Annotated in this window: 13 protein-coding genes and 1 pseudogene; all 14 read left to right on the top strand. The window is 39.1% G+C overall.

The genetic code is table 11. The annotated features are described in order from the left end of the window. Nucleotides 1-15 precede the first annotated feature (15 nt). The 14 genes and pseudogenes from yqfD (at nt 16) to dnaG (ending at nt 13764) form a co-directional block, all read left to right on the top strand. Nucleotides 16-1209: a sporulation protein YqfD gene (gene yqfD / locus ACFPA1_RS15935; RefSeq protein ID WP_213144814.1), complete on the top strand. Its 1194-nt coding sequence runs from the start codon at nt 16-18 to the stop codon at nt 1207-1209. Beyond that, nucleotides 1206-2168, top strand: coding sequence for a PhoH family protein (locus ACFPA1_RS15930; protein ID WP_213144815.1), 963 nt, complete (start codon nt 1206-1208; stop codon nt 2166-2168). Before yqfD ends, ACFPA1_RS15930 begins: the two co-directional genes overlap by 4 nt. Nucleotides 2169-2342: 174 nt before the next feature. Further along, nucleotides 2343-4514 carry an HD family phosphohydrolase gene (locus tag ACFPA1_RS15925; protein WP_213144816.1) on the top strand — a complete coding sequence of 724 codons (2172 nt, stop codon included), beginning with the start codon at nt 2343-2345 and terminating at the stop codon, nt 4512-4514. A gap of 50 nt (nt 4515-4564) precedes the next feature. After that, nucleotides 4565-4981: an rRNA maturation RNase YbeY gene (gene ybeY, locus ACFPA1_RS15920; RefSeq protein ID WP_378584408.1), complete on the top strand. Its 417-nt coding sequence runs from the start codon at nt 4565-4567 to the stop codon at nt 4979-4981. Beyond that, entirely contained in the window at nt 4959-5348 is a 390-nt protein-coding gene (locus tag ACFPA1_RS15915; protein ID WP_378584084.1) for a diacylglycerol kinase family protein, read from the top strand. Before ybeY ends, ACFPA1_RS15915 begins: the two co-directional genes overlap by 23 nt. Nucleotides 5349-5547: 199 nt before the next feature. Next, nucleotides 5548-5949, top strand: a complete 402-nt coding sequence (locus tag ACFPA1_RS15910) for a cytidine deaminase (protein ID WP_213144819.1) — start codon at nt 5548-5550, stop codon at nt 5947-5949. Further along, complete coding sequence (gene era, locus ACFPA1_RS15905) at nt 5939-6862, top strand: GTPase Era (protein WP_378584083.1); 924 nt, start codon at nt 5939-5941, stop codon at nt 6860-6862. Before ACFPA1_RS15910 ends, era begins: the two co-directional genes overlap by 11 nt. 154 nt (nt 6863-7016) lie before the next feature. Beyond that, nucleotides 7017-7160, top strand: a complete 144-nt coding sequence (locus ACFPA1_RS15900) for a YqzL family protein (RefSeq protein ID WP_213120142.1) — start codon at nt 7017-7019, stop codon at nt 7158-7160. Between the two features lie 31 nt (nt 7161-7191). Then, entirely contained in the window at nt 7192-7944 is a 753-nt protein-coding gene (gene recO, locus ACFPA1_RS15895) for a DNA repair protein RecO (protein ID WP_213144821.1), read from the top strand. A gap of 288 nt (nt 7945-8232) precedes the next feature. Next, nucleotides 8233-9615, top strand: coding sequence for a glycine--tRNA ligase (locus ACFPA1_RS15890; protein WP_378584080.1), 1383 nt, complete (start codon nt 8233-8235; stop codon nt 9613-9615). Between the two features lie 204 nt (nt 9616-9819). Next, entirely contained in the window at nt 9820-10455 is a 636-nt protein-coding gene (locus ACFPA1_RS15885; protein ID WP_338088285.1) for a helix-turn-helix transcriptional regulator, read from the top strand. A 32-nt stretch (nt 10456-10487) separates the two neighbouring features. Then, nucleotides 10488-11297: a pyruvate, water dikinase regulatory protein gene (locus ACFPA1_RS15880; RefSeq protein WP_213145291.1), complete on the top strand. Its 810-nt coding sequence runs from the start codon at nt 10488-10490 to the stop codon at nt 11295-11297. Nucleotides 11298-11653: 356 nt separating this feature from the next. Then, nucleotides 11654-11773: pseudogene (locus tag ACFPA1_RS15875) on the top strand (hypothetical protein); the annotation flags it as partial. A gap of 182 nt (nt 11774-11955) precedes the next feature. After that, the gene (dnaG, locus tag ACFPA1_RS15870) at nt 11956-13764 is read left to right on the top strand and encodes a DNA primase (protein WP_213144824.1); all 1809 of its coding nucleotides are present in this window, start codon (nt 11956-11958) and stop codon (nt 13762-13764) included.

Raw genomic sequence — 13764 nt, 5'->3', positions numbered from 1 at the left:
TCTGGGAGGAACAAAATGAAGAATATGTGGATGGAATATTTATTTGGAATTGTCACAGTAAAAGTATCCGGTAAAGGGATGGAGCGCTTTATTAATGTCCTGATTAGGAATGGCTTTTTTATCTGGAAGGTAAAGCGGCATGGAACAGAAACCATTACGTTTAAAATGAGGCTTGAGGATGCCAAGAAAATCAGATATTTTGTTCGTAACAGTGGGTGCAGGGTTTCTTTTTTACGAAGAACCGGGATGCCCTTTTTATTTAAAAGGATATTGAAAAACAGCGGCTTTTTGATAGGTGCGGGAGTCTTCCTGATCATAATTTTTGTTTTATCAAATGTCATTTGGGGAATCCAAATTAAAGGGGCTAAGCCTGCAACTGAGTATCAAATTCGCAAAGAATTGGACAAGATGGGCGTTAAGATTGGCAAGCTGCAATTTTCGGTAAAAAATGTTGAGGGAATTCAAAGACAGTTAACCAATAACATTGGTGATCTTACGTGGGTTGGTGTGGAATTAAAAGGGACAACCTATCATCTCCAGGTGGTCGAAAAAAACGAACCGAAGAAGCCTGAGCAACTATCTCCGCAAAATCTCGTCGCCAAAAAGAAGGCGATTATTGTTAAAAGATATATTGAAGAAGGACAACCAGTGGTGGATAAGAACGATCATGTGGAGGAAGGGCAATTACTCGTTTCTGGTGTAATCGGAGAAGGGGAAAATTCCAAAATGATCGCAGCAAAAGGAGAGGTCTGGGGCGAAACTTGGTATATGAGCCATGTTGAGCTGCCGTTTGAAACCAGCTTTAAAGTCTATAACGGAAACGAGGAACAAAAGCATTCATTATTATTTGGAAAATTTGAGCTGCCAATCTGGGGCTTTGGTAAACCGGATTTCAAGGAATCTGAAACCGAAACGGTTGAACATAAAATTCATTTCTTAAAATGGGAGCTGCCCATCTCCTATGTTCATAAAACCATTCGGGAAAGAGAGGAATACACGAGAAATTACACAGAAAAAGAAGCGGAAGAAAACGCACTCGAATTAGCCAGAAAACAAATAAAAAGTCTTTTAGAAGAGGATGCTATCATTAAAGATGAAAAAATTTTACACAAAGACAATAAAAATGGTAAGGTTATACTGGACGTTCATTTTAAAATCATTGAAAACATTGCAGTCGGACAACCGATTTCCAAGGAGACTCATGAATGACAGAAAAGTTAACAACCATTAAGGTACAGCTTGAAAATCCTGCAGAAGCAATGGCGCTGCTCGGAACTTCAGACCAACATTTAAAAATTATTGAACAAGAGCTTAATGTTTCGATTATTACAAGGGGTGAGTCGCTCAACCTCTCAGGAGATGAGGAGCAGGTTTCTCTTGCTGGGCAAATACTCGACCGCTTAATGTTTGTCATCCGAAAGGGAATTGCCATTAGCGGGCGAGATGTCTTATATGCCGTGCAAATGGCTCAAAAGGGAACCCTTGATTACTTTGTGAATCTATATGAGGAAGAAATCGGCAAAAACGTTAAAGGAAAATCCATCCGTGTTAAAACGCTTGGCCAAAGGCAATATATCAACTCGATTAAGAAAAATGATTTAGTGTTTGGAATTGGCCCTGCTGGTACAGGAAAAACGTATTTAGCCGTTGTTATGGCCGTTAACGCCCTGAAAAATGGACAGGTTAATAAAATCATTTTAACTCGCCCTGCTGTTGAAGCAGGAGAAAGTCTTGGATTTCTTCCTGGCGATTTAAAAGAAAAGGTCGACCCATATTTACGGCCATTGTATGACGCGCTCCATGATATATTGGGGGCAGAACATACAGGAAGGCTTATCGAACGGGGGACAATCGAAATTGCTCCGCTTGCGTATATGAGGGGACGGACGCTTGATGATGCTTTCGTTATCCTGGATGAAGCGCAAAATACGACACATGCGCAAATGAAAATGTTCTTGACAAGACTTGGATTCGGCTCAAAAATGGTCATTACAGGTGACCGAACCCAGATAGACTTGCCAAAAGGAGCTAAATCAGGCCTAGTTGAGGCTGAGGAAATTCTACAAAATATAAAGGGCATTTCCTTCGTCTATTTTGAAGCGGTCGATGTCGTTCGCCACCCGCTTGTCGGAAGAATCATACTGGCATACGAAAAAAAGGAAAAATAAGATGGACTTGAAAGGGACTCACTGTATATAAAAGTGATTCCTTTTTTTTTTGAGGATGAAACTTGACGGAAAAACTGTTATCATTTTACATAAAGCAAGCTTTCATCTAAAATCAATAAATAACATAAGTGTAAAGACTTGATAATTCAGGGAAACGTGGTTGGAGGGATATAGTTGGAAAAACTGCAGGTGCATTTCATTCGAATTCGCAAACTGCTGGATAATACATTCTTTCGTATTCTTTTTTTCCTGGTATTAGGAATTGTTCTTTTCACAGCTATGTTTAACAACGTAAAGCCGGAAAAGCTGGATATTGAATTGTTTTCAGTGGCAGGAAAAACGATACGGTCTCCAGGGACAGTCGAAGATAAGCAAAGCACGGAGAAGAAAAGAAAAGAGGCGCGCGACCAGGTTCAGGCTGTCTATACATTAAAAAATGAATATACGCAAAACCGCGTTGACCTAATTACCTCCATTTTCAGCGCTGCGGCTGAAGTAAATGATGAAGTAAAGGATAATAAAAAAAAGCAGGCTGCAGAGGCTTCTGAGGAGCCGCCACAAATTATAGAGCCTAGTGTTTCAGAAAAAGTTACGATGCTTAAGTCGAAATTAACGCCGACGGTATCGAAGGATTTATCCGATCAGGTTTTTTCCGCATTAGTTCAGGCAAATAACGAAGAATTGTCCATTGCAAAAGATTTAACGGTTACCGCCATAAACAATGTAATGACGAAAAGAATATCTGCGGATGAAGTCGAAAATGCTAAAAAGAGGGTTGAGGAAGAGGTAAAATATTCAGCATTGAGCGAGAATATGAGAATTGCGGCAATTGATCTTGGCAGGTATGCTGTGATCCAAAATGAATTTTATGACCCTTCTGCAACCGAAGAACTTAGGAGGCAGGCGGCGGAAAGTGTTGAACCCGTTAAGATTCTACAAGGGCAAATTATTGTAGAAGAAGGGAAACTCATAAACCAAGATATTTACCGTCAATTGAAGCTTGTTGGACTGCTACATAACGAAAAATCCTTTAAGCCGTTCATTGGATTAGTTGTTTTAATAAGCATTATACTTACATCGCTTTATTGTTACTTTTACCAAATGAAATCGCTCCCCGAAAAGAGACAAAACTTTTTGTTATTGTTCGGGATGATTTTCATTCTATCAATTTTTTTATTGAAAATACTCAGTATGCTGCAAGTATTTAATTATTCTGCGATTGGCTATCTATTTCCTGCAGCCTTGGCGGGGATGATGATAAAAATTTTAATTGATGAAAAGCTGGCTATTATGACCTCTATCATCCTTGCAGTTTGCGGCAGTGTATTATTTAATGAAGGCGTATCGGGGACATTAAACTTTTCAGAAGGTATCTATATTTTATTCAGTGCTTTGGGAGGCATATTATTTTTAAGTAATCAAAACCAGCGGTCAAAAATTCTGCAGGCTGGGATATTTTCTGCAGTAGTGAATCTGTTGACCATTTTGGCTTTAATGTATTTGCCAAACGGGCAATATTCCGGCTTGGAATATGGGTATTATTTTATTACAGCCCTTGTATCAGGTATTGCCTCTGCGGTGTTGACGATTGGCTTACTGCCTTTTTTTGAGGCAAGTTTCGGCATACTATCAACCATTAGGATGATCGAATTATCGAATCCAAATCATCCGCTTTTAAGGAAAATCTTAATGGAGGCCCCTGGGACCTATCATCATAGCGTGATGGTTGCAAATTTAGCGGAGTCTGCCTGCGAAGCTATTGGTGCAAATGGTTTGCTGGCAAGGGTAGGAAGCTATTATCATGATATAGGCAAAACGCGGCGGCCAAACTTTTTTATCGAAAATCAAATCCACCATGATAATCCGCATGACCGTCTGCCGCCGGACAAAAGCGCGAGCATCATCATTGCCCATGTAACGGATGGTTCGAATATGCTAAAGAAGTGCCATATGCCAAAGGAAATAATTGAAATCGCGGAACAGCATCATGGGACCACCTTACTGAAGTTTTTCTATCATAAAGCGCTTCAGGCCGATCCTGATGTAAGGGAAGATGATTTCCGTTATCCCGGTCCGAAGGCACAGTCAAAGGAATCGGCCGTGGTGGGAATTGCAGATAGTGTTGAGGCTGCAGTACGGTCCTTATCACAGCCTACGCCAGAGTTGATTGAGTCTCTTGTGAAAAAAATTGTGGCTGACCGTCTTCAAGATGGGCAATTAAATGAATGTGATCTGACCATGAAGGAAATTGAAACTGTCACTTTCACATTATGTGAAACATTAAAGGGGATCTTTCATTCTAGAATTGAATATCCTGAGCTAACAAAGAAGGTGAAACAAGCATGACATTACTTATTGATTCATTAGATGAAACAGAGCAGCTGTCTGACCAACAGATGCTTGATGTTGAAAGGTTACTAAATTTTGCAGCAAATAAGCTAAGCATTGAAGAACATAGTGAAGTTTCGGTTACCTTTGTGACAAATCAAAGAATCCAAGAAATTAATCGTGAATACCGTGATAAGGACGCGCCAACTGATGTGATTTCATTTGCCATGGAAGAGTTAGGTGAGGGAGAAATAGAAATTGAGGGCGCTGAGATGCCAAGGGTATTGGGAGATATTATCATTTCAGTTCCTAAGGCAATGGAGCAGGCAGAAGAATATGGCCATCCTTTCGTAAGGGAACTTGGCTTTTTAGCTGTGCATGGATTTCTCCATTTATTAGGGTATGACCACATGACAGAGGAAGAGGAAAAAGAAATGTTCTCTCTGCAGAAGGAAATTTTAAATGAATATGGACTCGCTAGATAGGCCTAAACGAAAAAAATTTTGGCACACCTTTGCCTATGCCATAGAAGGAATTGTGACGGCCTTAAAGCATGAAAGAAATATGCGTTTTCATGCAATAAGCGCTGTTATTGTGATTGCCTTTGGCTTGTTCTTCTCTATTACTAAAATAGAGTGGCTGTTTATTCTCGTTTCAATTGGCGGCATGTTTTCGTTGGAATTACTGAATACGGCAATTGAACGCGTAGTAGACCTGGTAACAAATGAGTATAAACCACTTGCTAAACAGGCGAAGGACATTGCTGCCGGAGCAGTGTTCATTTTTGCCATTATTACACTTGTAATAGGAATCGTCATATTTTTACCCTATGTCTTGGAATTGTTTTTGTAAGCTTTTGATTACAGGATTTGAAATGGCCGCTTGATTTAGGTAAAATGACTAAACAGCTTCTTCTTAGAAAAAAATATTTTTAAGAATATTTCAACTATTTTAAATCTTTTATTTTTTTCTTTACAAATAATGTTTTTTTGGAAAATTTGAGGTAAAATAAAGAAACAGCAGGACTCCTGCTGGAAAGGAAAGAAGACTAGTGAACATCGAACAACTAATCGAAGAAGCTAAAAAAGCAAGAGAAAAAGCTTATGTTCCTTATTCTAAGTTTGGCGTGGGAGCAGCGCTTTTAACAACAGATGGTAAAGTATATCATGGCTGTAATATTGAGAATGCCGCCTACAGTATGTGTAACTGTGCAGAGAGGACTGCTGTTTTTAAAGCGTTTTCAGAAGGCGACCGGCAATATCAAATGATGGCCGTTGTTGCTGACACTGATCGGCCATGCTCGCCATGCGGGGCCTGCAGGCAGGTCATTGCAGAATTATGCCCAAGGGAAATGAAGGTGGTTTTAACCAACCTTAAAGGGGATGTTCTAGAGACCACAGTAGAACAATTATTGCCAGGTGCTTTTTCGCCGGAGGATTTAAATGGTAAATAATACAAATTCCGGAACAGATTATAAATCAGGGTTTATATCCATTATTGGCCGCCCGAACGTTGGAAAATCAACTTTTCTGAATCGGGTAATCGGCCAAAAAATCGCCATCATGAGCGACAAGCCGCAAACGACGCGCAATAAAATCCAAGGAGTTCTGACCCTTTCAGACGCCCAAATGGTGTTTATCGATACCCCTGGTATCCATAAACCAAAACATAAATTAGGCGACTTCATGATGAAGGTTGCCCAAAATACTCTTAAAGAAGTAGACTTAGTTTTATTTATGGTCAATGCCGAAGAAGGTTTTGGTCGTGGTGAAGAATTTATTCTTGAAAAATTTCAAACCATTAATACACCAGTCTTTCTCGTCATTAATAAAATTGATCAAGTTCACCCTGATGAGCTGTTGCAGATTATTGAATTGTATAAAGAAAAGTATGCTTTTCAAGAAATTGTGCCAATTTCCGCACTGGAAGGAAATAATGTCGAAAGACTGCTTGAGCAAATTAAAGCAATTCTTCCTGAAGGGCCGCAATACTATCCTGCCGATCAGGTAACCGATCATCCGGAACGCTTTATCATTACAGAGTTAATCAGGGAAAAAGCCCTTCATTTAACAAGGGAGGAAATCCCTCATTCCTTGGCTGTTGTTCTTGATAAAATGGAACGGCAGGGGAATAAAGACATTATTCATGTCATGGCAACCATTATTGTCGAACGTGATTCACAAAAAGGGATTATCATTGGCAAGCAGGGAAGCATGCTGAAGGAAATAGGCAAGCGTGCTCGTGTCGATATTGAAAACCTTCTAGGTTCCAAAGTCTTTTTGGAACTGTGGGTAAAGGTTCAAAAGGATTGGCGCAATAGAATGTCCCAGCTTCGTGAATATGGCTTTAATGAAAACGAATATTAGTGAATCACTTTAACTAAAGTATTAACACTCTTTCAAGAATATGCATAATCAGTTTTAACAAAATTTACGTCTTATGATTAATGCGTAGGCAGGCTATGATAATTGTAAGGTTTGAACTGTAACGCTAGTCTAAATATCGAAAGGTGGGGTTTTCATGTTGGATTTTACGTGGAAAATATTTAGCCAAACAGGTAATATTGACACATATCTTCTCTTTAAAGAGCTTGAGAAGGAAAACCAAGAAATACCCGGTAATCTGAATGAAGAGCTAGCTCAAATCGATTTTCCAGTTTCATAAGCAAGTCACGCGCCTGAAGAAGGTGACAATCATGCTTCAGAAATGTGAAGGCATCGTCATTAGAACAACAGATTATGGTGAAACAAACAAAATTATTACACTATATACAAGGGAATGGGGAAAGGTTGGCTTTATGGCCCGTGGAGCTAAAAAGCCTAATAGCCGTCTTTCAGCTATTACCCAGTTATTCACTCACGGTTACTTCCTCGTTCAAAAAGGAACAGGCCTAGGAGGCCTTCAGCAGGGTGAAGTCATTTCCTCGATGCGATCGATTGGGGAAGATATTTTTCTAACCGCATATGCAAGTTATATTGTCGAACTAACGGATAAATGTACTGAGGAGAAAAAGCCTAATCCTTTTCATTTTGAATTGCTTTATCAGACCCTTCACTATATGAATGAAGGCTTTGATGCTGATATTCTTGTGAATATCTATGAGATGAAAATGTTGAATGTTTTAGGATTATATCCTATCTTGAATCAATGTTCCGTTTGTGGAAGCACAGACGGGCATTTTTCTTTTTCGATCCGGGAAGGCGGATTTATCTGTCACCGATGTTTAGCCAAGGACCCCTATCATATAAAACTGTCACAAGCAGCGGTAAAATTATTAAGATTGTTTTATTATTTCGATTTGTCTAGATTAGGGAATATCTCTGTTAAAGATGAAACAAAGGCAGAACTGAAGAAAGTTATTTCGGTTTATTATGAAGAATATTCTGGGCTTCATTTGAAGACAAAGAAATTCCTTGACTCGATGGGGCAGTTTCGTAATCTTTTATAAATGCGATGTTGACATTGTTCAAAGTTTTGGTTAATATTAGCTTTAAAATTAATATTTGCGTTGACAGAAAGTAGTACTTAGTCCCCTCTATAAAAGCGAACCTAGGATAGTGTAAGCTAGGGTATAGAGCATTAAGGAAGGCGTTCTTGAGCAAAGTTGTATTAAGGTGGCTGCTATTTAGGCAGCAAATAGGGTGGAACCGCGGGTAACTCTCGTCCCTATGCTTATTATAGGCATAGGGACGGGAGTTTTTTTATTTATTAAGAATATGAAAAAGGAGTTATTACGATGAGTGTAACAATGGAACAGATTGTCTCACACGCTAAGCACAGAGGTTTTATTTTTCCGGGGTCTGAAATTTACGGCGGACTTGCGAACACTTGGGATTACGGTCCTTTAGGTGTCGAATTTAAAAATAATATAAAAGCTGCCTGGTGGAAAAAGTTTGTTCAGGAGTCACCATATAATGTTGGCTTAGATGCGGCAATCCTCATGAACCCGAGAACATGGGAAGCTTCAGGGCATATCGGCAACTTTAACGATCCAATGATTGACTGCAAAAACTGTAAAGCCCGTCACCGTGCTGATAAATTGATTGAAAATGCGCTTGAAGAAAAAGGAATTGAGATGGTGGTCGATGGCCTTCCATTTGAAAAAATGGAAGAGCTGATTAAAGAGCATAATATCGCCTGCCCAGACTGCGGCAGCCACGATTTTACCGGCATTCGCCAATTTAATCTTATGTTTAAAACATTCCAGGGTGTTACGGAAACAAGTGCAAATGAAATTTTTCTTCGTCCGGAAACAGCTCAAGGTATTTTCGTAAACTTTAAAAATGTACAGCGGACAATGCGTAAGAAACTGCCATTCGGTATTGCTCAAATCGGTAAAAGCTTTCGTAATGAAATTACACCGGGTAACTTTACCTTCCGTACAAGAGAATTTGAGCAAATGGAGTTGGAATTCTTCTGCAAACCAGGAGAGGAACTAAAATGGTTTGATTATTGGAAGCAATTTGCGGAAAAATGGCTCATGTCATTAGGTCTTAACCAAGAAAACTTAAGACTTCGCGACCATTCCGAAGACGAACTGTCCCATTACAGCAATGCTACAACTGATTTTGAATATAAATTCCCGTTTGGCTGGGGTGAGCTTTGGGGTGTTGCCTCTAGAACTGATTATGATTTAAAGCAGCATATGCAACATTCCGGTGAGGATTTCAATTATATTGATCCGGAAACAAATGAACGATATATTCCATACTGCATTGAGCCTTCCCTTGGTGCAGACCGGGTAACGTTGGCTTTCTTAATCGATGCTTATGATGAAGAGCAGTTAGAAGATGGAACATCTAGAACAGTTATGCGTTTCCATCCTGCTCTCGCACCGTTTAAGGCAGCAATTCTTCCGCTTTCAAAGAAGCTTTCCGATGGTGCACGAGAAGTATTTGAACGATTAGCAAAACACTTTAACGTAGATTATGATGAAGCAGGCTCTATCGGTAAACGATACCGCCGCCATGATGAAATCGGTACTCCATTCTGTATCACATATGATTTTGATTCCCAGGAAGATCAAAAGGTTACAGTTAGAGACCGCGACACAATGGAACAAACAAGGGTTCCAATAGCGGAGCTTGCTGCATTCTTACAAGAAAAGGTATCATTCTAAGATAAAGGTGCGGAAACCCGCACCTTTTCCTATTTGGCTAATAGGAAATTATAAATTCAACTACGCCTCTGCTTCGTCCTATCGGACTCGCCAATCGGCTAGTTTTCATTTGTAGTTCACAGCCGATTCATTTCAATTAGTTAGCATTTAGTATATAATATTGCTAAATAAGAGGTTTCCGGGATACTTTCAGGAATTAAAAGGGTGGTGAGGACAATCGAACTGACAAAACGCCAAGAGCTGATATTAGATATAGTAAAGGAAAATGGACCGATCACAGGAGAGCATATCGCCGACCAATTGAACTTAACCAGAGCTACATTAAGGCCGGATCTTGCTATTTTGACAATGGCTGGTTTTTTAGATGCCAGACCCCGGGTCGGATATTTTTATACAGGAAAATCAGGAGCGCAATTATTAACGGAAAATCTACAACGAATATATGTGAGGGACTACCAATCCATCCCGGTTGTCGTAAGTGAAAACGTCTCGGTTTATGATGCTATTTGCACCATGTTCCTTGAGGATGTCGGGACATTATTTGTGGTCGACCAAAATACTGTTTTGGTTGGTGTTCTATCCAGAAAAGATTTGCTTCGGGCAAGTATTGGGAAACAAGAGTTAACGACCATTCCTGTCAATATCATCATGACAAGAATGCCCAATATAACCATGTGCGAGCGGGATGACCTGCTTATTGAAGTTGCGAAAAAGTTAATTGAAAAACAAATAGATGCACTGCCGGTAGTGAGAGAAACCGAAAAAGGCTTTGAAGTGATCGGCAGAGTAACGAAAACGAACATTACCAAAGCCTTTGTTGCATTAGGTGATGATGAATAAAAGTTTGGTAATAAGAAGGAGTTGATTTGGGAATGGTCTCGCCAGTGATTTATGTGGTATCAGATTCAGTAGGTGAAACGGCCGAATTAGTAACAAAAGCGGCTATCAGTCAATTTAATGGATCCGGGATGACATTAAAGAGATTCCCTTATGTAGAAGATAAGGAAAATATTGATGAAGTCTTGTCACTAGTTTCTTTGGATCATGCAATGGTGGCATATACACTTGTCAAACCGGAAATGCGTACATACATGAAAGAAAGAACAGATATAGAAGGAATATCAGCTGTGGATTTAATTGGCCCGATTATCGATCAAATTCAAAGCTTCAGCGGCAAAGAACCATTGTGTGAACCAGGGCTTGTCCGCAAATTGGATGAGGATTATTTTAAAAAGGTGGAGGCAATTGAGTTTGCTGTAAAGTATGATGACGGTCGTGATCCCAGAGGGATTTTAAAGGCAGATATTGTGCTAATAGGTGTATCTCGAACCTCAAAGACTCCATTATCCCAGTATTTAGCCCACAAACGCCTAAAGGTGGCCAATGTCCCGCTTGTTCCAGAGGTTGATCCGCCGGAAGAACTTTATAAAGTCCCGAAAGAGAAATGCTTTGGCTTAAAAATCAGTCCGGAAAAGTTAAATAACATAAGAAGAGAAAGACTGCTTTCTTTAGGATTAAATGATCAGGCTAGCTATGCAAACATTGACAGGATAAAAGAAGAGTTGAATTTTTTTGAAAAGGTAGTACAGAAAATTAATTGTCCTGTTGTTGATGTAACCAATAAAGCAGTTGAAGAGACGGCCAATGTTATTTTAAACTATATTCAAAAAGGCAGGCCATAGCACATAATCTTATGATTATGTGTTTTTTGCTTATTGGCTAAAAAAAATAATAAATAAAAAGTTATGGCAAAATGATAACGAATATACTATAATAAAAAATTGTGATAAAAATATATGTTTTTAGGTTTAGACTTGCATTTGAACGAATAAACTATTTACTGTGAGATGTCAAGGGGACCTACAAAAAAAAATTCGACATAAATCCTTTTTTTCACTCTAAGGAATTTTTTTTTGAAATTCTTATTTTATCGGGAAAATTTCTCCATAACCCGTTTGCCTGCTCGTAAATCGGCGAGTTTTCCCAATAAAATTAATCTGGAAAGAAGGAATATTCGGAGTGATGTAGAATTAATAAAATGGTGAGAGACCACCCGACAATTTATGTCGATGCTGATTCCTGCCCGGTCAAGGCGGAGATTGTCGAAATTGCAAAGAAATTCGCCATTGACATATTTTTTATCGCCTCCTTTGACCACTAAAACAAGGAAAAGTTCCTTAACGCGAAGGCTAGAAGGAAGGGAGTTTACGGTAAAGGTCCAAAACCTTTTCGTTTAGCGGATCGGAAAAATTTACGGCGGAATTAACAAAAATTTTGTCGAAATTTGCAGGAATTTAAAATGAAGGTGTTGAATACCTGTATACCAATGGAGTTGTTTTCATGGCAGACCGTATTGCCGAAGAAAAAATAGAACAAATTCGTCAGGCTGTTGATATTGTCGAGGTAATCAGCGATTATGTCGGGTTGAAAAAGCAGGGGCGAAATTACTTCGGATTATGTCCTTTCCATGGAGAGAGCACCCCGTCATTTTCAGTATCGCCTGACAAACAAATCTTCCATTGCTTTGGCTGTGGTGCAGGCGGAAATGTTTTTTCTTTTTTAATGGAACTAGAGGGAATTTCATTTCAGGAAGCGGCTATGAAACTGGCTGCTAGAGGAAATATTAATCTTGAAATAAATTTATCCTCCGCACACTCCGAGAAAAAAATTTCTGATGAACTTCAGGCCATGCTTGATGCTCACGAGCTGTTACGTAAATTTTATCATCACTTGCTGGTAAATACAAAAGAAGGACAGCATGCATTGGAGTATCTGCTTGGAAGAGGATTTACACATGAGTCGATTGAAAAATTTCAAATTGGTTATTCCTTGAATTCGTGGGATTTTGTTTATAAGTTCCTAACGAAACGGGATTTTTCTCCCGAATGGATGGAAAAAGCCGGACTCATCATTAAACGTGAAAAGGATGGAACATACTTTGATCGATTTAGGGATCGAATTATGTTTCCGATATTCAACAGAAACGGAAATACGATTGCTTTTTCAGGGAGAACACTAGGGGCCGATGAGCCCAAATATTTAAACAGTCCCGAAACAGCAATCTTTAATAAAAGCAAAATTTTATACAATTACAACTTGGCTAAGCCCAGCATAAAAAAATCCCAGCAGGCAGTTTTATTTGAAGGGTTTGCAGATGTGATTTCCGCTGACCGCGCCGGAATCGAAAATGGCATTGCGACAATGGGGACATCGTTGACTGATGATCATATTGCCCTTTTACGTACTAGCGCGCAAACCATCACTATTTGCTATGATTCAGATAAAGCAGGAATTGAAGCAGCGTTTCGAGCAGGCAACCATTTGAACGATGCAGGCTTTCAAATAAAAGTAGCTTTAATGCCTGATGGCATGGACCCGGATGAATATATAAAGAAGAACAGTCCGGAGAAATTTCGCGGCGAGGTAATTGGAGCAAGTTTAACTTGGATGGCTTTTAAAATTCTTTATTTTCGAAGAGGAAAAAATCTTCAGAATGAAGGAGATAGGCTTGCTTATATCGAACAAATAGTAAAAGAAATCAGCAAATTAACAAAAGCCGTTGAAAAGGATCATTATTTGCGGCAAATTGCAGCAGAGTTTTCCCTATCATTAGATTCCTTAAAACAGCAGGAACAGCAGATATATTTTGCGGAGAAGAAAAAGGAAATTGGTAAGAACGAACCAAAATCTAAGCCGATTCTAGTGCAAAAAAAAGTAAATGAATTAAAACCTGCGTATTATCGGGCAGAAAGATGTCTCATTGCCCATATGCTAAAAAGCAGGGATAACACCTATAAGGTACAGGAGTTACTACAGGGCGATACGTTTAACGAAGATGAACATCAGGCAATCATAACCTATCTTTTGGCATTTTACGAAGAACATATTAACCCTGATTCAAGCGCATTTTTATCTTATATTCATGATGAAAATCTAAGAAGAATAGTCGCCAACATCGAAATGATGTCAATTAATGATGAATTAAGTCATCAGGAATTAACTGATTATATCAAACAGGTGTTGAAACATAAAAAATTGTTAAAAATAAAGGAAAAAGAAGCCGAGTTAAAAGAAGCGGAGCGACACAGTGATTTTAGGCTGGCTGCTGCGATTGGAAATGAAATCAATCAATTGCGTAAATCACTATAG

Source organism: Neobacillus sp. GCM10023253 (assembly GCF_042653105.1).
Lineage (GTDB): Bacteria > Bacillota > Bacilli > Bacillales > Cytobacillaceae > Neobacillus > Neobacillus citreus.
This window is presented reverse-complemented; position numbering and strand designations above follow the sequence as displayed.